The sequence below is a fragment of the Paenibacillus sp. TCA20 genome (assembly GCF_000732325.1).
Classification (GTDB): Bacteria; Bacillota; Bacilli; order Paenibacillales; family Paenibacillaceae; genus Paenibacillus; species Paenibacillus urinalis.
Map to the genome: position 1 here is coordinate 67867 of NZ_BBIW01000004.1, position 22385 is coordinate 90251.

Here is a 22385-nt window from a genome sequence, read left to right on the forward strand (position 1 = left end):
GATGTCCGAATGTACGGTAGTATCTTTCGAATAGTGAAGGTGGTATCTGAATGCAGCTGGACACGAACGAGAACAAGAAGAAGATGTGCCAGATTTACAATGAAGTATCTAAGGAGCTATTCGGATTCGGCACGACCCTCCTGAAGGCTAGTGTTGACGATCGGATTGTTACCTTCTATGCGAAGCACCGCCGTTCACCTCGTTCGGCTGCTCTTGAAGGGGAAGCCCCTGAACTCAAGCAGGAAGTTGATTTTCGAATGTCTCTTCTATACAAGAAGATATTTCGGGACAAGCTTGAGGAGCAGATGAACCTTGAGATAGAAGCATTGCTGAGAGATTATGACGCTCCGACGCAGATTGCGATTACGACGCTGATCCTGCGCGAAGAGTCCTGACAATAGGGTGAAGATCGAGTCTACAACTCATCAATTCCCATATATGACGGCAATCAACTTCGGATCTACTCTGGAGGAGAACCAGTGAATTTAGAAGCGGGTGTCGCTATTTCTTTGTTTACGAAGAAAAGTGTTCTTGTACATTGACAAGGATACTTTTCTTTTTTTTGTTTCATTTTGGGCCATATTACAAAAGACAAAAGATTCTAAGGGGGAAATTTACAATGAAAAAGGTACTGACAGGAATTACGAGTGTTGCACTAGCTTCCATGCTGCTAGCAGGCTGCGGCGACGGCGGCGGAGCGGCAAAAGAAAAACTGGTCATATCGACTTGGGGCTTCTCGGAAGAATTCTTCAATGAGCAAGTATACGCTCCGTTTGAAGAAGAGCATAACGTTGACATTGTCGTTGAGGTCGGAAACAACGCAGAACGTCTTAACAAAATCCGTCAAGGAACTTCACAGGTCGATATTGTGTTCCTGTCCGACTATTATGCACAGCAAGGTATTGCGGAAGGGTTGTTTGAAACCATCGACCGTGCGAACATCCCGAACATCGAACAAATCTATGATTCTGCCAAAGCACCGCTTGGTGAGGATTACGGTCCAGCCTACACCGTGGGACAGCTGGGCATTGCCTATAACCCGAACCTGATTAAGAACGAAGTGACATCCTGGAGCGATCTGTGGAGCGATGAATTCGCCGGAAATCTAACTCTGCCGAACATCACGGCAACAGCAGGACCTATGGTGCTTGATGCAGCATCCACCGTAGCTGGCAATACCGCATTCAATGAAGATGCTGCTTTTGCCGAACTGACTAAAGTGAAGGATGGCGTGGTGAAGTTCTACAGCCAAACCTCAGAATATGTGAACATGTTCGCTCAAGAGGAAATTGCGGGCGGACCGATCATGGAAATGTACTTCAAGGATATCCAGGCTGCTGTGCCTGAAGCGAAGTTCGTAACACCTAGTGAGGGCGCGTATGCCGTAATGAATACAGTGAACGTCGTAAAAGGATCGAAAAATAAAGAGCTTGCAGAAGAGTTCATTAACTGGCAGCTGAGCGAGGAAGTACAGACCGCTTCTGCTAAAGCCAAGGTGGATTCCCCAGTTAACGTGAACGTGAAGCTGACAGAGGAAGAAGCAGAGGGCATCACTTATGGTGCAGACGTTGTAGACCAGCTGAAGCTTCTGGACATGGAGTTTGTAAACAACAATGCAGCTGTATGGACAGACCGCTGGAACCGTGAAATTGCAAACTAAGGAGGAGCCCTATGAATCCGATTCTGCTGGATGTCGACACAGGTATTGATGATGCACTCGCCATCATGCTGGCGGTTCAAACTCGCAAAGACGACATTGCCTGCATTACGACCGTATGCGGCAATGTGTCACTGGATCAAGCTACAGAGAACACATGTAAAATACTTGAGTTCATGCAGGCCGATCAAATTCCTGTATATCGCGGCTCGGAGAGCCCGCTTATCCGCAAATCGCATTATGAGCACCGCGTGCATGGACAGGATGGTCTAGGCGGAGCACTCAAGGAGTACACAGCCAAGAAGCAGGCAGACAGCGGATTTGCCCCAGACCGTATCATCGAGACGGTCATGGAGAGACCAGGCGAAGTGACACTCATTATGACAGGTCCTCTGACCAATCTGGCGCTTGCGCTGCTCAAGCAGCCCGATCTCGTTAAGCATGTCAGAGAAGTGATCTTCATGGGCGGCGTCGTCAAAGGCATGGGCAATGTCACACCGGTTGCAGAGTACAACACGTATGCCGATCCTGAAGCAGCCCGTATCGTGCTGCAGGCCGGATTCCCTAAGCTGACGCAGGTGGGGCTGGATGTGACACGGCAGACGCTGCTGACGGAAGCTCATATTGAGCGTCTCACCATTCCTGCGATCAAGGAATATGTCGCGCAGAGCACAGCCATCTACATCAAGCGCTATGAACAAATGAACGGAGTCCGTGCTTGTGCTCTGCACGATCCGCTTGCAGTAGGGGTAGCGCTGAATCCCGATTTGGTAACAAGAAATGCGTATTACGTCGATGTAGAAACGGCAAGCCGCTTGTGCGATGGACAGATGGTCTGCGATTTCCAGAATCGACTGGGACAAGAAGCGAATGTACTGGTCTGCGAGGAAGTGAATCAGGCTGCTTTTCTGGAACATTTTATTGAAGCACTTAACAAACCCATTGGAGCCTCTTAAATGAAGAATAAATATGCTTATTACCTTCTCTTGCCGGGTTTCCTGTTTCTGACGCTGTTCATGGTGGTTCCGATCGTGCTGACGATCGGCTCTACCTTTGTGCAGGATGGGAGCCTGACACTTGCGGGATACCAACACTTTTTACAAGACACTTATTTTCTGAAAATTCTGTGGACTACGCTGCAGGTCAGTGTGCTGACGACGGTGCTATGTATTTTGCTCGGATTTCCGACAGCCTACTATATTGCCAAGCGTAGTGCTCGTAAGAAAGCGATCCTGATTGCACTGGCGATCTTCCCGATGCTGACAAGCCCGGTTGTCCGTTCCTTCAGCTGGATGATCATTCTTGGCCGCAAAGGACTCGTCAACAACGCTTTGATGGGTATGGGTCTGATCAATGAGCCGCTCGACCTGCTCTATACACCGATCTCGATCACGATTGGTCTCTTGCATCTGTTCCTGCCGATTATGATTATTTCACTGGTGGGTGTGCTGGAGAATATCGATACGGATCTGATCAAGGCTGCGGAGAGCCTCGGCGCTTCCCGGTTTACAGCCTTCAGACGCATCGTGTTCCCGCTGGCGGTTCCGGGCCTTGTGCTGGGCTCGACGCTTGTGTTCGTCGGCAGCTTGACGGCCTATACGACACCTGCGCTGCTGGGAGGTAAAGAACGGGTCGTATCCACGTTCCTGTATCAGAATGCAATGACGCTGAACGATTGGTTCCTCGCGTCGGTTATCGCAACGATTATGATCGTCATTACGTTTATTGTCGTCGGTCTAATGAACAAGGCGGCGAACAAATTAAATCCGAAGGGGTAAACAACATGCGGGAGAAAAATATCGGGCTCAGCCTGATCAGTCTTGTGGTCTTCATCTTTCTGCTGGGCCCGCTTCTGATTATCGCTGCCAGTTCATTCGAGCCGGGGACGGTGCTGAAATTTCCGCCGGAGGGCTTCTCCCTCAGGTGGTATCAAAATATTTTTGAGCAAGGAAGCTTTGTGCGAACCTTTATGATCTCGGTTATCATTTCGCTGGCGGGCAATGTGCTCGCGCTGCTGATCGGCGTGCCGGCCGCTTATGCAATCAGCCGGTTCCGGTTTAAAGGCCGGGATGCACTGAATGCGATCTTTTTGTCCCCGGTGCTTATACCGGGAATCGTACTTGGTTTTACACTCATGCGTTATTTAATCGTCGTGTATCAGCTTCCGCTGTATGCGGGACTGCTCATTGGACACACCGTAATTATGCTGCCATTTATTATTCGGGTGATCGGCTCCAGTCTGTCGAACTTCGATTTTGCGATTGAAGAGGCGGCACTGAGCCTGGGTGCAGGACGGTTTGCGACCTTCTTCAAGGTTGTTCTGCCGAACATTAAATCCGGTATTATTGCCGCGATTCTGATCGCCTTTTTGGAATCATTTAATAACGTTGACATTTCCGTCTTTATGACCGGCCCAGGGGTAAGCACCCTGCCGATCCAGATGCTCACATATGTAGAGAATTATTTTGACCCGACGATCGCGGCGATATCCGTGCTGCTGATGGTCGTTACCGGCGCATTTATGTTCTTGATTGAACGGATGATGGGTCTGTCCTATTTCACGAAACGCTAATGACAGGAGGCACTTCAGATTATGGCATTGCTAACTTTAGACAAAGTCTCAGTAGCCTATGACAACAATTATATACTCAAGGATTTTGATCTGGCGCTTGAAAAAGGACAGCTCATCTCCCTGCTCGGTCCAAGCGGCTGCGGCAAAACGACAACACTGCGTCTGATCGCAGGCTTCTTGGAAGCCAAAGACGGCAAGTTTACATTTGACGGTAAGGATTACACACGGGTGCCGGTGAATAAGCGTAACTTTGGCTTTGTGTTTCAGAGCTATGCATTGTTCCCGCATTTGTCCGTGTACGAGAATGTGGCATTTGGACTGAAGATGCGGAAGGTCAAGGATGATGAGATCAAGAAACGTGTGATGCGTATTCTTGAGGTGGTCAGCCTGGCCGGATTTGAGAAAAGACTGCCGCAGGAGCTGTCGGGCGGTCAGCGCCAGCGGGTGGCGATTGCCCGCTCGCTCGTGATCGAGCCGGATCTGCTCTTGTTCGACGAGCCGCTGAGTAACCTGGACGCGAACCTGCGGGTGAATATGCGTGTGGAGATCCGCCGTATTCAGCAGGAGCTGGGGATTACGACAGTATATGTATCGCATGACCAGGAGGAGTGCTTCTCGATCTCCGACCGAGTGGCGATTATGAACAAGGGGAATGTGGAGCAGCTGGAGCGCCCCGAGACAATCTTTAAGTATCCTGCGACCGAGTTTGTAGCACGGTTTATCGGCTTCCATAACTTTGTCGAGTTTGATGAGCGGAGCGAGCAGGATGGAGTGATTGCACTGCGTGTCGGCGCCCGTCAGTTTACCGCAACGAAGAACCCAGGCACACTTACGCCGGGAGCGCGCAAAGGAGCAATCCGCCCGGATGATCTGATCGTGACTGCGGCAGATGGGGGAGAATTGCCTGCGAATGCACTGCCGGGTGTGGTGAAGGTGAGCACGTATCTTGGTCGCAGCTACCAGTATGTAGTGGAGACTGAGCTGGGCGACTTTACCGCGAACCAGGAGATGGAGAGCGCGTACCTGAGCGGCCAGAGAGTGAATTTGATCTTCCCGCCGGAGAAGCTCGTACTTGTGCAGTAATATTTTGATTTTGGTTTAGCCTATTTTTATCTTTTATCTTTTATCTTTTATCTTTTGTTTTTGTCTCTTGTCTCTTGCCTTTCGTCTTTGTGTCAGTCGCATGACGAAGGAATGCCGCTGACACACCGGAGGAAGCGGAGCCCGAAGGCACTCTGCTCTTGCACTTTTGGGACAGTCGAGCGAAGCTTCGCTGGCCCTCGCCGGAGCGGACAAAGTGCGGAGGCAAAGGAGATCTTTAGCGCACTTAGGGACAGTCGAGCGAAGCTTCGCTGGCCCTCGCTGGAGCGGACGAAGTGCGGAGGCAAAAGAGATCTTCAGCGCACTTAGGGACAGTCGAGCGAAGCTTCGCTGGCCCTCGCCGGAGCGGACGAAGTGCGGAGGCAAAAGAGATCTTTAGCGCACTTTGGGACAGTCGAGCGAAGCTTCGCTGGCCCCGCCGGAGCGGACGAAGTGCGGAGGCAAAAGAGATCTTTCCGCGCTTGGGGGACAGAGAGCGAAGCTTCACTGGCCCCCCGCCGAGCAGACGAAGTGCGAAGGCTAAGCGCCTCTACGCACAAGAGCCATGCGGCCAAGCGGCCTGACGGAAATATTCGTCAGGCAAGCTCGCATCGCGGCCATCGTAACCATAGCAAGTTTGAACTAAACTAATGAACCGCCAATTCCGGGTGTCCAGAGGGCAGAGTCCTCTGGGGCCCTCCCTGTCAGGGAGGGTTTGGGAGGGTGGTTTCCCTGGGAGTTGAATCCTGACATGAGAATAGATCAATTAATCTTGAATGTAAAAATTTACAATAGTTACTATAAAGTGTTTGAAGAAGGCAGCGTGGCTGTATGCGACGGACGGTTCTTATATATTGGACCGCGCGGAGAGAAAATGTTTACCGCCAACGAAATTGTGGATGGCCGCGGCCATTACATGATTCCTGGACTGATCGATATCCATCTTCACATTGAGAGCACGATGGTGACACCGGCGACGTTCTCCTACGGACTGCTGCGCTGCGGGGTAACAACGATTGTACCTGAACCACATGAGATGGCGAATGTATTCGGCATTGAGGGTGTAACGGAGATGATGGAAGCGAGCAAGGAATGCACAGTTGATATGTTCTATGCGATTCCAAGCTCCGTTCCGGCTACACCGATGGAAACGACAGGTGGCAGCATTGAGATCGAGGATATGGACAAGCTGATGGCCACAGGCGAGATTATCTGTCTCGGCGAAATCATGAACTATGTTGATGTCATCAACAAACCGGACAGCAAGACAAACCGCATTCTGAAGCATATGAAGCAGAACTATCCCAAGCTCGTCATCGAAGGCCATACGCCGAAGCTGATGGGACTTGATCTGCACCGCATGATCTATGCAGGGGTAGATTCCGATCATACGCATCAGAGTATTGAAGGGATGAAGGCTCGTATTGCCGCAGGGATGTTCATCGAGCTGCAGGAGAAGTCCATGACCCAGGAAGTCATGGATTACGTGATTCATCATCCGGTATCCTCTCATTTCTGCTTTGTCACGGATGATGTCATGCCGGATTCCTTCGTGGAAAAAGGACATCTCGATCATATCGTGCGCAAGGCGATCCGCATGGGCATGAAGCCGGAGGATGCCATTTTTGCAGCGACCTATACCCCTTCGAAGCGGATGAAGATGGATGACCGGGGGAGTATCTCACCCGGTAAAGTTGCGGATTTTGTACTCGTATCCGACTTGTACCAATTTGATGTCAAGCAGGTATACAAAGGCGGCAAGAAAGTATTCGATCTATACGAGAATGATGTGCAGAAGAGTGAGACCGGGGCGTTCCCTGCTCATTTTTACAGCAGTGTGAAGCTCGCGCCTCTCAGCCTGGAAGACCTGACAGTGAAGGTGGATGTACCAGATGGTCCTCATCAAGCACGGGCCATGATGGTCAAGAATGGTTCGACCTTTACTCAGGAAGCGCATGTTGATGTGACGGTTCAAGACGGCGTGCTAGAGTGGGAAGATACAGGCTATGGTCTAATTGCTACGTTCGAGCGCTACGAGAAGAACGGAAATCATGCATTTGGACTTATTGGAGGCGATACGATCAAGCGTGGAGCCATCGCGACGACGTATTCCCATGACAATCATAACCTGCTGATCGTGGGGGCCAATCCAGAGGATATGCTGCTCGCAGCGAATACGGTAATCCATAGCCAAGGCGGATTCTGTGTGGTGGAGAATGGAGAAATTTTGTCTCATGTGGAGCTGCCGGTGGGTGGAATTCTGACCGAGGAGCCGCTTCATATTGTCGCGCATCAGGTGAAGGAGCTGCGTGAAGCGATGCTGTCGCTCGGATATGTGCACTATAATCCGATTATGTCGCTCAGTACGCATTCACTCGCCGTCTCCCCAGCGCTAAAAATTACGGATCACGGACTAATTGATGTAAACGAAGGTAAGATTGTTTCTTTAATCGTTTAAGCGCTGATCGGATTAGTCGTTAGCATCGTCGTTGCTATAGTGAACCGAGACAAAAAGAAATAGACCGCCCTTTGTGAGTGAGGATCACGGTCTATTTCTTGAGCTTACACCCACTGCCGACCGCTCTTACAGCGGTATGTTGTGCAGGGAGTCGTGTGTAGGAGCACGGCTCCCTTTTTCTATTCTTATCTTAACTTATCCATATTTAGACTTCAATAATCAAAAACACCTCTGTTAAGATAAAACTAGAAAAATAGGGATCTGGAGGGACTAGCTCAGATGGAACACAACAGCACAGCAGCAGAAGCAAGCGCAGCGGTATTCTTCGATGTGGATGATACTTTGTACGACCATCTCACTCCACTGCGAGAGGCTTTAACACAGAGGCTTCATCTGCCGGGGACATTGCCGTACGAGGAGATCTACCACCGATTCAGGTATTACAGCGACTTACTATCCGCGGAAAAGAACCTATCTGCTGTCCCAAGGCCAGAGGATATGGCAGACATGCGCAGACGCCGGTTTATGCTCGCCCTGGCGGAATTCGGTGTATTCATCAACGAGGCGCAGGCAGAAGCAGCGCAAGCGGCGTATCTCGATATGCAGTTTAGAATCAAGCCGTTTCCGGGTGCTGTAGAGCTGATCCAGCAATTGACGAAGCATGGAATTCTGGTGGGTCTCATTACGAATGGGCCAGAAGAGCATCAGCTGGCGAAGATTAAGGCACTTCAAATGGAACGGTATGTGGATCAGCAGTTGTTCTTCGTCTCAGGCGGAGTGGGGTATGCAAAGCCGGATGCCCGGCTGTTCCAGCATGTGAACAACGTTACAGGAACGGTGCCCGAGAACTGTTATTATGTAGGCGATTCATGGAGAAATGACGTGGTCGGCGCGATTGGTGCAGGGTGGACGGTACTATGGTTCAATCACCGGAGAGCAGAACCGGAATCAGAGCATATACCGCATTATATTGCTGCTGACTATGAACAGCTTGGAAATATGCTGAAGCAGCTGTTGTACTAAATAGAACGAATATTGAATGGTAGATACATAAACATCGGGGGTTTCGCTAAAGAGTAGAGCGGGAGCGTCCGATGTTTTTAGTATAGCCCCAGCGCGACAAGAAAAAATAATTCTAAATTACATGAAGCAGCTACAGGTATTATGAAATTGATTTACATAAATTATTTTCAATAAACCCTTCCTTTTTCTAGAGAACATGTTATAATGATATCAGGATTTAGATTAAGTCTAAATCGAAATACAAAATGATCACGATCATCGTAGTAAGAATTAGCAGTGAAATAACCTACTTAGTTAATGAAATTCTAAATTTAAAGGAGATAACGAATATGACAACAACTCAAACAAACCAAGCGAACCAAGTGAAAGATGAGCAATTCCTGCACAGCTCCCTGAACCGCCAAATTGCCGGATGGTCCGTGCTGTATACGAAGCTTCACAATTTCCACTGGTATGTCAAAGGACCTCATTTCTTCAAACTGCATGAGAAATTCGAAGAGTTCTATAACGAAGCAGCAGAGAACCTTGATGTTGTGGCTGAGAGACTGTTAGCCATTGGCGGACGTCCAGCAGCTACCATCTCTGAGCATTTGAGCCTTTCGCCAGTTGAGGAAGCTGCACAAGGCTTGAACGCAGAACAAATGGTTCAAGCAATCGTAGAAGACTATACGACAATGGTCGAAGCGATGGCTGAAGCACAGGAAGCGGCGGAGAACCTTGATGATCAAGTGACTGCAGATATGCTGATCGGCATGCAGGCATCCCTGCAAAAGCAAGTGTGGATGCTGAACGCTTTCTTGGGTAAATAAGCAGGATCCCGCTCAACAAATAGACACATGAAAGTGTCCAACTGATGAACTTCCTCTTGCTCTTGTAGTTTCAGAGATACCGGATGGGTATAATGGAACTAATTCAAGAGTCAGGCTTACCAGTGAGTTGTTAGAGGGTAAGATGACGGTAGAACGAGAGGTCGGCAGGTCGGATGACAAACAAGACTGCACTTATTAAAGAAGCGGAAGCTTTTATATATACAAGCTATGAAGAGCTGGGTCTGAGCCGTGATATGGCAGAGACCCGGCTTATTCGTATTCGTGAAGATATTGAAGTAACAGGCACCTATGAGCATACGAAACAGGAGCTGGAGTATGGCATCAAGCTGGCTTGGCGCAACAGCAACCGTTGTATTGGTCGGCTGTTCTGGGAGACACTCCGCCTTGTGGATGCACGTGACGCCGCCACTGCCGAAGAAGTGGCTGAGCTGTTAATCTCCCACATCCGGCAGGCGACAAACGGAGGCAAGGTCATCCCTATGCTGACCGCCTTCAAGCCGATGAATGCAGCGGGGCAGGCTCCGATCAGAATATGGAATCACCAGCTTATCCGATATGCTGGCTACAAGACGGAGCAGGGTATAATTGGTGATCCTGCTTCGGTGCAGCTGACCCAAGAGGCGCAGCGTCTCGGCTGGGAAGGAGAAGGGACTGCCCATGATGTGCTCCCGCTGATCATCGAGATCCTTGGCGAGAAGCCGAAGCTCTTCCCGATTCCGAAGGAGCTGGTGCTGGAAGTGCCGATTAGGCATCCGGAGTGTTCTGCTATCGCAGAGCTCGGCATGAAATGGTATGCGGTTCCGATGATTTCGGATATGCAGCTTGAGATTGGAGGTATTCATTACCCGGCAGCTCCGTTTAACGGCTGGTATATGGGAACAGAGATCGGTGCGCGCAATCTGGCAGATACGTTCCGTTATGATATGCTGCCTCAGGTAGCGAATCTAATGGGACTGGATACCTCATCTGAACGAACACTCTGGAGGGATAAGGCACTTGTTGAGCTGAATCTGGCGGTACTGTATTCGTATAGAGAAGCTGGAGTCAGCATAGTAGATCATCATACAGCAGCGAATCAATTTGCGAGGTTTGAAGAACGGGAAGCAAATGCAGGCCGGCATGTCACAGGGGACTGGACCTGGCTTATCCCGCCAGTCTCGCCAGCAACTACGCATATCTTCCATAAATCCTATGACAACACGACGCTTAAGCCGAATTTCTTCTATCAACAGGCTCCTTACCCTGCAGATCGGGAAGTGGCAGAGGATACAACGCAACTGCAAGAGACCGTTCCTTCGGTGAAATGCCCTTTTCACTAGGACGGGTTCATTCTCATCATTCATTTTGAAACCGTCAGGCTTATGCCTGGTGGTTTTTTTGTGTGCTCATCGTAAGGTGCGAAGGAAGCATGTCATTCATCGGCCTGTTTCGGAATAGATATAATGATAAGCTCTCGAATCACCTTACACGAGGGAGGGGCAAGGAATGGACAAAAGCCAGCTGATTTCTCTGATTAAAGTGCCCTTTGGATACGGTGCGGGCCGAATGGGCAGTGAGCTTGGCCCTGAGCGTCTGCTGCGTTTGGGTCTGCTAGAGCAGTGGAAGGAGCTTGGGTATGTGCTTGATGAGCCTTCCCGTATTATATTGAAGGATCAATGGAGCGATAAGGCAATAAACGTGCCCTTGAAAAATGCGTCTAAGGTGTTGTCTATATGCACGGCATTAGCTAGTGAGGTTAAACTGAAAAGAGCCGAAGGGCATTTTCCATTCATCCTCGGCGGGGACCACAGCATCGCAATGGGGTCGCTAGCCGGGCTGACGGCGGATGGAGGGAGCCTCGGTGTTATCTGGATGGATGCCCACTCTGATCTCAACACGGAGGAGACGACGCCATCAAGGAATATGCACGGTATACCCTTAGCTGTCGGATTGGGAAGGGCAGCGCTGAAGCTGTTTCACATCTGTGAAGGCGCAGCAGACATTGATCCTTCCAAGACCGTGCTGATCGCGGCCAGAGAGCTGGATCCCGGTGAGAAGGAGCTGATTAAGGAGCTGGGAATCCATTGCTACACGATGCATGAGATTGATAAGCTCGGCATTCAGAAGGTGATCGATGAGGCGGTCGATATCACCAGCAGTGGAACAGACGGCGTTCACCTCAGCTTCGACATCGACAGCCTTGACCCTGCGGAGGCACCGGGAACAGGTACGCCGGTTCAAGGCGGATTATCTTATAGAGAGGCCCATTTTGCCATGGAGCTGCTGTATGAAGCCGGGATCATTACTTCCTGCGATTTTGTAGAGGTGAACCCGCGGCTGGATCGGAATAATCGGACCTCGAAGCTGGCGGTGGATTTGATCGGGTCGTTATTCGGCAAACGTATATTGTAATCCTGGATTATATGGGATAAATTATTTGAACAAAGGGTTATGAGCCAAGCACCTCATGGGAATTTGTATCCGTGAAGGTGCTTTTTTATGATGCAGCCTCTCTCCAAATCTCCATTCGTGTAATTGCATTATGAAAATCATTTTCTGAAAAATTGTCAATCGGTCGAAAAAAGAGTTTGCGCGATGGAGTGTATTTTATATAATAGTTTCGATGTGTGCCCGAACGGATATAATGACATATGCATAACGAAACCGAAGGCTTATGGCACATCCCCTCAAAAAAGGAGGTTTTCATTACATGACAAATCAGGAGTCTATCATCCGTTTCGAGAACGTCACAAAACAATATGATAGCGACGATCCGATCCTTAAGTCGGTCAGCTTTGAGATTGAGAGAGGTAAATTCTACACCCTGCTAGGACCCTCTGGCTGCGGAAAGACGACGATTCTTCGTCTCATTGCCGGCTTTACCGAGCCGTCGGAAGGAAATATTTATTTTAACGGCAGCATTATTAACCGGGTCCCGGCGCATGAACGTCAGGTTAACACGGTGTTTCAGGATTACGCACTTTTTCCTCATCTGAATGTGTATGAGAACGTAGCGTTCGGTCTTCGAATCAAGAAGATGAAAAATGCCCAGATCAAGGAGAAGGTCAGTGAAGCACTTCGCTTCGTTAACCTTGCAGGATACGAGAACCGGGAAATTACGGAAATGTCGGGTGGTCAGAGGCAGCGTGTGGCCATCGCCCGTGCCATTGTCAATCAGCCGGAGATTATCCTATTGGACGAGCCTTTGTCAGCACTTGATCTGAAGCTTCGTACCGAGATGCAGTATGAGCTGCGTGAGCTGCAGCAGCGGCTGGGCATTACCTTTATTTTTGTCACGCATGATCAGGAAGAAGCCCTTGCCATGTCAGACGAGATTTTCGTTCTGAACGAGGGTGTCATTCAGCAGAGCGGCACACCGATCGATATTTATGATGAGCCGATTAACCGATTTGTCGCTGATTTCATCGGAGAGTCTAACATTGTGGCTGGAAAGATGAAGGAGGACTATCGGGTCGAGTTTGCAGGCAAGACATTTGAATGTGTGGACAAGGGACTTAAGAAGGATGAGCCGATTGAAATCGTCATTCGTCCAGAGGATCTCGAGATTACGACGGCAGACCATGGCAAGCTCCAGGTGCGTGTAGATTCTCAGCTGTTCCGCGGGGTTCACTATGAAATTTCCAGCTATGATGATGCAGGGAACGAGTGGCTCGTGCACTCTACGAAGCGCGCTGTTGTTGGAGAGACCATCGGGCTCTATTTTGACCCGGAGGCGATTCACGTCATGCGTTTTGGCGAGACAGAGGAGGAATTCGACAAACGGCTTGAATCCTATGGCGATCTGTCCGAAGGAATTCAAGGACAAGGAGTAAGTCATGAATCGTAGCATGGGTTCCCGCAACTTGTATCTGATCCCTTACATGCTGTGGATCGTGCTGTTCGTCGTTGCCCCAATTCTGCTGATTCTGTACTACTCTTTCTTTAATGTTGAAGGACAATTTACATTTGAGAATTATGCGAAGTTTTTTACACCGGTTTATTTAAAAATGACACTGAGCTCGTTCTGGTATGCGCTGCTTATTACGATCTTCTCGCTATTAATTGCTTATCCGACCGCATATCTGCTGACTCGAACGAAGCATAAGCAGCTGTGGCTTCTGCTGGTTATTCTGCCAAGCTGGATCAATCTGCTGCTGAAGGCGTATGCGTTCATCGGGCTGTTCGGAACGTATGGGTTCACGAATGCACTGCTTGAGACGATTGGAATTGGAACACAGCAAATTCTGTTTACGGATTTCAGCTTTATTTTTGTCTCGGTATACATCTTTATTCCGTTTATGATTCTGCCGATCTTTAACGCGATAGAGGAGCTTAATCCATCCCTCATCTATGCAGCAAGAGATCTGGGGGCGTCGCCCTTTACCACGTTCCGGCGGGTAATCTTTCCGCTGACCTTAAGCGGAGTGAAGGCCGGTATACAGGCTGTCTTTATTCCCGCGTTATCACTGTTCATGATTACAAGACTGATTGCAGGTAACCGTGTGATTACGCTGGGTACGGCCATCGAGCAGCATTTTCTCGTGACACAGGACTGGGGAATGGGAGCCACCATTGCCGTCTTCCTGATCATTATTATGATCGCGATTATGTTCATCAGCGGTCAAGGAAAGCGGGGTGTGCCTCATGGGAAGAAATAGCAAGCTCTCAAATTTGTATCTGTTTATCATCTTCGCCATACTGTACCTGCCGATCTTCTATCTGATCTTCTACTCCTTTAACAGCGGTGGAACGATGCAGAACTTTGAAGGCTTCACACTCGAATGGTATGAAGAAGTGTTTGCAGACACAAGGCTGCTGATTATTGTACTGAATACATTTGTTATTGCGCTGTTGTCGGCGGTAGTATCCACCATATTGGGGATTGCCGGCGCACTTGCGATTTATCAGGTTCGGCGCAAGCGCAACAAGAATACCTTGCTCTCACTTAATAACGTGCTTATCGTGAGCCCAGATGTTATTATCGGTGCCTCCTTCCTGATCTTCTTTACGATGCTGGGCATTCAGCTCGGGTTCAGCTCGGTACTGCTGTCTCACATTGCGTTCAGTGTGCCGATTGTTGTCCTGATGGTGCTTCCTAAGCTGCAGGAGATGAGCCCGACACTGATTGATGCAGCAAGAGATCTAGGTGCCTCCGGCTGGCATGTACTGACAAGAGTCATTCTGCCGTTTGTTAAACCAGGGATTTTTGCCGGATTCTTTATGGCATTGACTTACTCGCTGGATGACTTTGCTGTGACGTTCTTTGTTACAGGCAATGGCTTCTCCACCCTGTCGGTCGAGATCTACTCACGCGCAAGGCAGGGGGTATCACTCTCGATCAATGCATTGTCGACGCTGCTATTCCTGCTTACCATTGTGCTTGTTATTGGTTATTACTTCATTAACACCCGGCAGGCCAAGCTTCAAGGAAAGGGGCTGAGACCATGAAGCAGCTGGTACAGACGTTCAGTGTTGTGCTGATCGTCGCATTTCTGCTGATGTATCTTACATCGGTTCTCAACTCCAGTGAAGGCTACTCCGGCGGCAACACCCTTACGATCTATAACTGGGGCGATTACATCGATCCTGAGCTGATTACGGAGTTTGAAGAAGAAAGCGGACTGAAGGTCATCTATCAAACGTTTGATTCCAATGAGGCGATGATGACGAAGATTCAGCAGGGAGGTACGACGTATGATATCGCGATACCCTCTGAATATGCCATCAGCAAAATGAAGGAGGATGATCTTCTGCTTCCGCTGGATCATTCTCAAATACCGAATCTGAAGTATATCGATGAACGATTTATGGATTTGTCCTTTGATCCCGGGAATGAATACTCTATTCCTTATTTCTGGGGGACGGTGGGCATTGTGTTCAATCCGGAGCTGACAGATCTCACCTTCAAGAGCTGGGACGATCTATGGGATCCGAGTCTGAGGAATCAGATCCTGCTTCTGGATGGGGCGAGAGAGGTCATCGGGATGGGGCTCAACAGCTTGCATTATTCACTGAATGATACCAATGAAGACCATCTGCAGGAAGCACTCACGAAGCTGTCCACCCTTACTCCCAACGTCAAGGCTATCGTAGGAGATGAGATCAAGATGCTCATCGCTGGCGAGGAGGCCGCGGTAGGTCTTGTCTGGTCCGGTGACGCATCCGAAATCATGAGCGAGAATGAGAAGCTCGACTATGTTGTTCCGGAAGAAGGCTCGAACCTATGGTTTGATAACATGGTGATTCCGAAGACAGCGAGCAATATAGAGGGAGCACATCAGTTTATCAACTTCATTCTAGATCCGGAGAATGGGGCAAGAAATGCAGAGTACGTCGGTTATTCTACGCCGAATGCGGCGGCGCTTGAGCTGCTGCCTGAGGATATCTCTGGAGATGAGCGGTTCTATCCTGATGAGGAGCTTACCGGGAAGCTGGAGGTCTACGATAACCTAGGCAGACGAATGCTGTCCCATTACAATGATTTATTCCTGGAGTTCAAAATGCATCCGAAATAAGCATTGATTTGAAGACTCGTTGTCCACATGTGGATAACGAGTCTTTTTGATTACCGACTGAATATTTATGCAGTTATTGTATATGACAAATTAAAGCGGCTATTTTGATCGATGGCTATCCATCATATTTCTTATCCATCAGGAGTAATTTATTTTACATACTTATTTTCACTTACTAAATAATATATAATATAATCAATTTCATAATACCTTTAGCTGCTTCAATCAAGGGTATATATTGTTTCAAATCCACCTTTTTTATGATTTATGAAATTGATTCAATAAGGTACAAGCTTGTGAATACATACGCATCATACTTAAGAAAGTAGGGTTAACACAATGGGAGATTTGCAGACGGTAATTAAAGAAAGGCGTTCCGCTATGAAGTTTAAGGAAGGAGCTGTAATTAGCAAACAAGAGCTTGAGAAGCTGTTCTCGCTCAATAAATTTGCTCCTTCGGCGTTTAACTTGCAGCATACGAATTATCTGGTGCTTCAAAGTCCGGAGGACAAGCAGAAGGCCTATGAGGCATCAGGTCAATATAAGACTTTGACCGCATCCGCAGTCATTATCGTGCTCGGGGATACCAAGGCTTATCAGCAGGTGAAACGACTGTACGAAGGAATGCTCGCACTTGGGATGTTGACACAAACAGAATACGACTTGGAGACAAGCAGTGTGATTGAGATGTACGAGACGAGAGGTCCTTCCTTCCAGCGGGATGAGGCGATTCGTAATGCGAGCCTGTCAGCGATGCAGCTCATGCTGATTGCGAAGGATATGGGCTGGGATACCTGTCCGATGATCGGTTACGATGATAAGCAGCTGGTATCGCTTCTGAATATCCCGGAGGACCTAATCCCTGTTATGATGATTACGCTCGGTAAAGCGGATGAAGAGAAAATAAGACCACGGGGATATAGGAAGCCTGTGGATGAATTTGTGAGTATCTATTAAGTTTGTTAAGTCTAATATGTGGATAGCTTCTATATAAAGGTTATCAACACGGCAAAGGTCTGACTACTGCATCGTGCAGAATCAGACCTTTGTTGTTAAAAATTCATATAAATAAATTCCGTGGATTCCCCCGAGAAGAAGATGATCCCCAGCGCAACGGCGATAATTACAATTGCACCCGCAATCGATATCAATCCATAAGCCGCAATTCGAGCTGCACGTGGAATGATATCAAAGAGATCGGGCTCTGTCCGCGTTTTACTGCGCTGTAATTCCATATGGCAACAGCCTTTCGTATAAGATTTCCCCAAAGATTCGACTTCCTTCATCTACCATGTGCGAAGAGTCGTGATAGAACTCATGCGGTATCAGGTTACTCCCCCCGGCATTGAAATCAATGAAGGGATATCCGCGGGATTCAATAAGCTCCTGGTAGGCCCCCATAACCGTAAAATAGTCTGTCCAATTCAGCATGTTGTGCCGTGTAATCAGATCCTTGTCCAGTGGTGCCGAATAGAAGACAGCTTGCTTGTCATGCTTGTCCAGCAAATCGAGGGTCTTGTTCATTAGGGTCAGTCCGAAGCTGCTCTCTGCATGAAATGGCTTGCTCCATGTATATAGATTGGTAAAATGATTGACGATGCCCGCTTGCTGCTCGGCCGTTAGCTGCTCATAGGGCGTATATGGTGGAGTGTAAGGTGTCACGATACCTTGTCTCTCATTTCGTTCCGCAGTTACCTCCCTGCGCAGCTTCTCAAGTGAAGTACGTGTAGACAGCAGGCGGTAAGTTAATACATCGCGGTCATGGTACAGCGGCCAATGGCTTAATATTTCGGTTGTCATGAAATCGTGAACGGTATTAGGTACGGACTCCTCGTTCTTCGCAGGAGAATGAAGCAGCCACGATTTCGGAATATTTTGATCCAGCTTGCTGAGCAAGGAAGGGTATACCGTTACTTCAGGATCATTATCTGTCAGTGGAAGTATACCGTAATTGATCTCATAGACAACATAATCGACCTTATCGATGACAGAGGCGAGGATGGCATACGTTTCGGCCAGCCGAGCCCCCGTTAATCCGAGGTTCAGCACACGCTTGTCGTTCAAGTGAACCTGCAGCACGCCGGAGGTGGTGTTACTGCTGTCTCTTACAGTTGTTCCGTACACGGTGGAAGCTCCGAACAGCCCAATCCATGGCTGATGGTCATCCGGCTGCGCCTGTAAATGCTCAATCCACAGGGGTGTATATACAACGGAATCATAGGCAGGCACCCTCAGCTCTTCTTCAGCGTAGGATACGATCGCTTGCTCTGACTCTTCCACAGCACTGCCGGCCCAGATGGTTATTGCGCATAAACCAAGGACAGCGAGAGCCAGCATCGCCATCGTCAGTTTTTTAATAGGAAGCTTGTTTAACATGATCTTACATCCTCACTCTCAGGAGCCAAGACCGAACAGTCTTAGCATTAAATCCATTCCATCCGATACGGGCAGCACGAAGAACACCCGGCTCAGGGTAACGCCAAAGAAAGTCATTCCAATGGCAAGCAGTGTCGTTCCAGGTTTAAGCCAGACCGGTACGGGTCTCACAAGGGGCTTGATTTCCTTAATAAAGAAACGATGAATACAGAGCATGATGCCATGAAACATCCCCCATACTACAAAGTGCCAGGCTGCACCATGCCACATTCCAGACACGGTCATCGTGCACATCAGGTTGACATAAATCCGTGCTTTGGATACACGGCTTCCCCCGAGTGGAAAGTAGACGTAACGAGTAAGCCAGGAGCCCAGCGAGATATGCCAGCGGTTCCAGAACTCGGCAATACTGCGGGCGAGATAGGGATTACGGAAATTCTCTGGTATAACGATCCCGAATAAACGTGCCGTCCCGATTGCAATATCAGAGTAGCCCGAGAAATCAAAATAGATAACAAAGGTGTAGGCGATCAGCGATACCCATAATGTCCAGGTATCCGCGCCGCTTATTCCTTCCGGCGAATAAATAGGCTGAGCAAGAATGTCAAGGGAGGCGGCGAGCACCAGCTTTTTGAATAATCCAATCCCGATACGCAGGACGCCGATTCGAACATTCTTCCATTGAAAAGCGGCGGTCAGCTGAGGGTAGAACTGCTGAAACTGCTTGATCGGGCCAGCCACCATCGTTGGAAAGAAGAAGAGAAATGCCAGGAAGCCCACAGGCTTATGCTGCGGAAGATTTCCACGCTTCTTCTCAATGACATAATGAATCAGCTCAAAGGTAAAGTAAGAAATCCCTAGCGGCAGTATGAGATCATCTACGGTAGGAAGGGAAGGTTCGTTTATAAACCCAAATAAGCTGTTCACCATGCTGCCGAGCCAGCTGCCGTACTTGAAATATCCGAGTACAAGGATGATTAACATGATGGTCGCAGGATAGATCCAGCGTTTACCACGTTTCAAGGAGCTATGAATCAGCAGGAAGGCAATAATCGCCTCTGCGAGCAGCAGTAGGACAAAGAAGCCTGCATAATAGGAATAAAATGAAATCCCCGCCGTAATAAGTACAAGCGGTCTAATCCGATGAGGGCTGATATAGTACAGGACAATTGCTGCGAGTACGAATAGCCAATATAGCCAGTCTGTGTACATCATGTTTTTTCTGTTTCCACCATTTCTGATTGAGCAAGCTCAAATTGATCATGAATTCGTTTATAAGTTCACTTGATAATTATTCAAATTTCAGGAAGGAAGTGCCAAATATAAATTTTACCGTAAAGAGGGATATGGTGCCAACCTCATTATATGGAATAATAGAGTGGATAGTAGAAAAAACACCAAATATAGGTTGATTTTCTGCATAAAAAAGCCCGCAGCGTGACTGCGAGCTTGGTATAAATGGATTGAGACTAAGAGAAGATATGGCCGATCTGTGCGATTTCTGCTTCGTTCAGCTTCACTTCCAGTGTCTTCAGGTTGTTCAGTACTTGTTCAGGCCGCTTCGCGCCAGGGATGAGTGCATCAACGGAGTCCTTCGTCAAATACCATGCGAGCACCAGATGAGCGACCTCAACACCTTTTTGATCTGCAATCTTGCGAATTTGCTCTACTTTTTCCAGGTTATGCAGATAGCGCTCCCCCTGAAATTCCGGATTATCTTTCCGTAAATCATTGAACTGGGTGTCCTTCGTATATTTGCCGCCAAGAAGGCCTGATACTAACGGGAAATAAGGGATGAAGGTAATCTGATTGGCCGCAGTATAAGGCAGTATTTCACGTTCTACCTCGCGATTCAGCAGATTATATTCGGATTGAAGGACATCCACATAACCATCCTTGTTCGCTTGCTTCAGCTGTTGGGTAGAGAAGTTGGATACCCCGATAGCTCTAATTTTACCTTGGTCCTTAAGCTCCTTCAGTGCCCCAACGGCTTCATCCTTCGGCGTGTCCTCATCTGGAAAGTGAATATAATACAGATCAATATAATCCGATTGGAGTCGATTTAAGCTGTCCTCCACCTGCTGCTTCAGAAATGCCGGGGAGTTGTTGGGTGCAAACTTGTTATTCTCATCATGGGCGCCTTTGGTCGCAATAACGACTTGATCACGGGCTCCCATCTCTTTAATGACCTGTCCGATCAGCTCTTCCGAGCGTCTTGGGCCATAGATAAAGGCTGTATCAATCAGGTTAACACCGTTCTGGATAGCAGTGCGAATGACCTCTTTTCCCGCCTCTTCATCCAGGTTAGGGTACAAATTATGTCCTCCGACCGCGTTTGCTCCAAGTCCGATCGGATTTACGTACAGTTCTGATTTACCGAGCTGCGTTGCTTTAGTCAATTCAGTTGCCTCCTTTTTAAATGCGTTATGGATAAGTTCTCCACTTACTATTCTAAAGGGTATAGTTCTTCAAAGCAAAAAACCTCTGCCCTAAATCGAGGAGAGGCTTGCCGATGTTATATGTAGCCATAGCAGACTAGAATTCTGTCAGACATCAATAGAAATGCGGCTTCTTTTTGCGGCGAAACAGAACCAATACTCCAGCTACGATGAGAATCAGCGCAATGAAAGGCTGGATAACAGAGAATTGATTCAGCATGGAGCCAAGCGAGAACGCAATGAAGAAGACGAAGGACAAGGCGGTCAGAATATTGATCGGAATCAGCAAATATTTATTTCGCCCGCCGAACCAATACAGCTCAAATAGCCCGGCTGCGACAGCAAGGATAAAGCCCGGCCACATCGTAATCCAGCTGTCGGTTACAATAGCAATCTGGCAGGTCAGTCCTGCGACGAGCAGGATCCCTCCGGGTACAAGCAGCCCGATGCCTCTTCCGATCAGCGAGAAATATAGCCAGTGAAAAAAGATGCCCAGCGGGATGATGAAAAAGGACGGCCAGAAATAGGCGAAGATGGAGCCGGTTCCGAGATGTTTACCTGAGTTCAGCAGCAGGAACACACCGACGATAATGAGCAGCGGGGCAAACAAACTTGCTTTGTTTTTAATACTCAAGGCGAGACACTCCTTCCCTCTAAATTTTATCTAAACAGAATCTTATCATACTTGTTATACGCTGTAATCGGTCTTGAGAAAGTGAATTATACTGGACCTGAGTCTAGTATAATCTGGTATGAGAAGAAGAGAGGGTGCTCCTCTTTAATTTGTATTAAAAAAAGCAAGCTGCCGAGGGCAGCCTGCTTCCTTATTTATTCGCTTTACTCCGGCTGAAGCTGAGGTGCTGGTTTAACAAACTTCGTTAGCAAGAACCGTGAGATCGGTCCCACAATCAGCAGCTGTGCCGGGAGTGCAACGATAATGTTCAGACCGACTGTTTTGAGGTAGGCTGTGAAGATAGAACCTTCAATTCCTACCATCATGGATTTCAGAATCATGCCATAGACAGACATGATGAGCACCATCATCGGGACCATACACACGGCAATGGCCAGAATGATGTTAATGGGCTTCGATTTATCATAAGGCAGAGATAATGCCAATTTACGCGCCTTGGGTTCCACGACAGACTCTGCGAGAAAAGCGACAATAAAGGTTATGACAAATTGAATGGCAAACGTTTGGACATGAAATGTGGAGAATCCGACTAAAGCTGTGTTATACAGTGACATGATCAGGACCATTCCAAAACACATAAACAGTCCAAAGATCATTCCTTCTTTCTTATTACTAGGCAATTCCATACATCCTTCCTTTTTTAGAACAACATAAAGGTTATGATATATGACACACAGCTTGCTTCATAAGTGACAATTTTGTGTCTGTTTTTAGAAGGATTAGTGCTAGCTCAGCTGATGGGAGGGAATTAGGCTTAAGTAGA

Annotated in this window: 23 protein-coding genes; 17 read left to right on the forward strand and 6 right to left on the reverse strand. The window is 48.3% G+C overall.

All coding sequences use genetic code 11. From position 1 onward, the window contains the following. Nucleotides 1-50 precede the first annotated feature (50 nt). From TCA2_RS09200 to TCA2_RS09275, 17 genes are all read left to right on the forward strand, one after another. Nucleotides 51-395 (forward strand): hypothetical protein, encoded by a 345-nt coding sequence (locus TCA2_RS09200; protein ID WP_047911316.1) that lies wholly within the window; start codon nt 51-53, stop codon nt 393-395. A gap of 224 nt (nt 396-619) precedes the next feature. Next, nucleotides 620-1660 (forward strand): PotD/PotF family extracellular solute-binding protein, encoded by a 1041-nt coding sequence (locus tag TCA2_RS09205; RefSeq protein WP_047911317.1) that lies wholly within the window; start codon nt 620-622, stop codon nt 1658-1660. A gap of 11 nt (nt 1661-1671) precedes the next feature. Beyond that, complete coding sequence (locus tag TCA2_RS09210) at nt 1672-2613, forward strand: nucleoside hydrolase (RefSeq protein WP_047911318.1); 942 nt, start codon at nt 1672-1674, stop codon at nt 2611-2613. Next, nucleotides 2614-3435, forward strand: a complete 822-nt coding sequence (locus tag TCA2_RS09215; protein ID WP_047911319.1) for an ABC transporter permease — start codon at nt 2614-2616, stop codon at nt 3433-3435. 5 nt (nt 3436-3440) lie between these two features. Continuing rightward, the gene (locus tag TCA2_RS09220) at nt 3441-4229 is read left to right on the forward strand and encodes an ABC transporter permease (RefSeq protein WP_047911320.1); all 789 of its coding nucleotides are present in this window, start codon (nt 3441-3443) and stop codon (nt 4227-4229) included. Between the two features lie 21 nt (nt 4230-4250). Further along, complete coding sequence (locus TCA2_RS09225) at nt 4251-5312, forward strand: ABC transporter ATP-binding protein (protein ID WP_047911321.1); 1062 nt, start codon at nt 4251-4253, stop codon at nt 5310-5312. 372 nt (nt 5313-5684) lie between these two features. Further along, nucleotides 5685-5960, forward strand: a complete 276-nt coding sequence (locus TCA2_RS26895) for a hypothetical protein (RefSeq protein WP_152557689.1) — start codon at nt 5685-5687, stop codon at nt 5958-5960. 100 nt (nt 5961-6060) lie between these two features. After that, a complete protein-coding gene (locus tag TCA2_RS09230; RefSeq protein ID WP_047911322.1) occupies nt 6061-7767 on the forward strand; it encodes an adenine deaminase in 1707 nt (568 codons plus the stop codon). Nucleotides 7768-8046: 279 nt separating this feature from the next. Beyond that, complete coding sequence (locus tag TCA2_RS09235) at nt 8047-8790, forward strand: HAD family hydrolase (protein ID WP_047911323.1); 744 nt, start codon at nt 8047-8049, stop codon at nt 8788-8790. 329 nt (nt 8791-9119) lie between these two features. After that, complete coding sequence (locus tag TCA2_RS09240) at nt 9120-9599, forward strand: Dps family protein (RefSeq protein WP_047911324.1); 480 nt, start codon at nt 9120-9122, stop codon at nt 9597-9599. A gap of 173 nt (nt 9600-9772) precedes the next feature. After that, nucleotides 9773-10939 carry a nitric oxide synthase oxygenase gene (locus tag TCA2_RS09245; protein ID WP_047911325.1) on the forward strand — a complete coding sequence of 389 codons (1167 nt, stop codon included), beginning with the start codon at nt 9773-9775 and terminating at the stop codon, nt 10937-10939. A gap of 166 nt (nt 10940-11105) precedes the next feature. Continuing rightward, a complete protein-coding gene (gene rocF / locus TCA2_RS09250) occupies nt 11106-12011 on the forward strand; it encodes an arginase (protein WP_047911326.1) in 906 nt (301 codons plus the stop codon). Nucleotides 12012-12309: 298 nt separating this feature from the next. Then, nucleotides 12310-13446 carry an ABC transporter ATP-binding protein gene (locus TCA2_RS09255; RefSeq protein ID WP_047911327.1) on the forward strand — a complete coding sequence of 379 codons (1137 nt, stop codon included), beginning with the start codon at nt 12310-12312 and terminating at the stop codon, nt 13444-13446. After that, nucleotides 13436-14257, forward strand: a complete 822-nt coding sequence (locus TCA2_RS09260) for an ABC transporter permease (RefSeq protein ID WP_047911328.1) — start codon at nt 13436-13438, stop codon at nt 14255-14257. The genes TCA2_RS09255 and TCA2_RS09260 overlap by 11 nt, the downstream gene beginning before the upstream one ends. After that, a complete protein-coding gene (locus TCA2_RS09265) occupies nt 14244-15047 on the forward strand; it encodes an ABC transporter permease (RefSeq protein ID WP_047911329.1) in 804 nt (267 codons plus the stop codon). The genes TCA2_RS09260 and TCA2_RS09265 overlap by 14 nt, the downstream gene beginning before the upstream one ends. Next, nucleotides 15044-16114, forward strand: coding sequence for an ABC transporter substrate-binding protein (locus TCA2_RS09270; protein ID WP_047911330.1), 1071 nt, complete (start codon nt 15044-15046; stop codon nt 16112-16114). The genes TCA2_RS09265 and TCA2_RS09270 overlap by 4 nt, the downstream gene beginning before the upstream one ends. 339 nt (nt 16115-16453) lie before the next feature. Further along, complete coding sequence (locus tag TCA2_RS09275; RefSeq protein ID WP_047911331.1) at nt 16454-17071, forward strand: nitroreductase family protein; 618 nt, start codon at nt 16454-16456, stop codon at nt 17069-17071. A gap of 95 nt (nt 17072-17166) precedes the next feature. Here the strand turns inward: TCA2_RS09275 and TCA2_RS09280 are convergent, their stop codons facing one another. From TCA2_RS09280 to TCA2_RS09305, 6 genes are all read right to left on the reverse strand, one after another. Then, on the reverse strand, nt 17167-17349 hold the full coding sequence (locus TCA2_RS09280) for a hypothetical protein (RefSeq protein ID WP_047911332.1): 183 nt from the start codon (nt 17347-17349) through the stop codon (nt 17167-17169). Then, entirely contained in the window at nt 17330-18490 is a 1161-nt protein-coding gene (locus tag TCA2_RS09285) for a hypothetical protein (RefSeq protein ID WP_047911333.1), read from the reverse strand. The genes TCA2_RS09280 and TCA2_RS09285 overlap by 20 nt, the downstream gene beginning before the upstream one ends. A gap of 18 nt (nt 18491-18508) precedes the next feature. Then, nucleotides 18509-19705: an MBOAT family protein gene (locus TCA2_RS09290; RefSeq protein WP_047911334.1), complete on the reverse strand. Its 1197-nt coding sequence runs from the start codon at nt 19703-19705 to the stop codon at nt 18509-18511. A 254-nt stretch (nt 19706-19959) separates the two neighbouring features. Next, nucleotides 19960-20889 (reverse strand): aldo/keto reductase, encoded by a 930-nt coding sequence (locus tag TCA2_RS09295; RefSeq protein ID WP_047911335.1) that lies wholly within the window; start codon nt 20887-20889, stop codon nt 19960-19962. 154 nt (nt 20890-21043) lie between these two features. Further along, entirely contained in the window at nt 21044-21562 is a 519-nt protein-coding gene (locus tag TCA2_RS09300; RefSeq protein WP_193746017.1) for a hypothetical protein, read from the reverse strand. A gap of 203 nt (nt 21563-21765) precedes the next feature. Next, a complete protein-coding gene (locus TCA2_RS09305; RefSeq protein ID WP_047911628.1) occupies nt 21766-22242 on the reverse strand; it encodes a DUF2798 domain-containing protein in 477 nt (158 codons plus the stop codon). Nucleotides 22243-22385 lie beyond the last annotated feature (143 nt).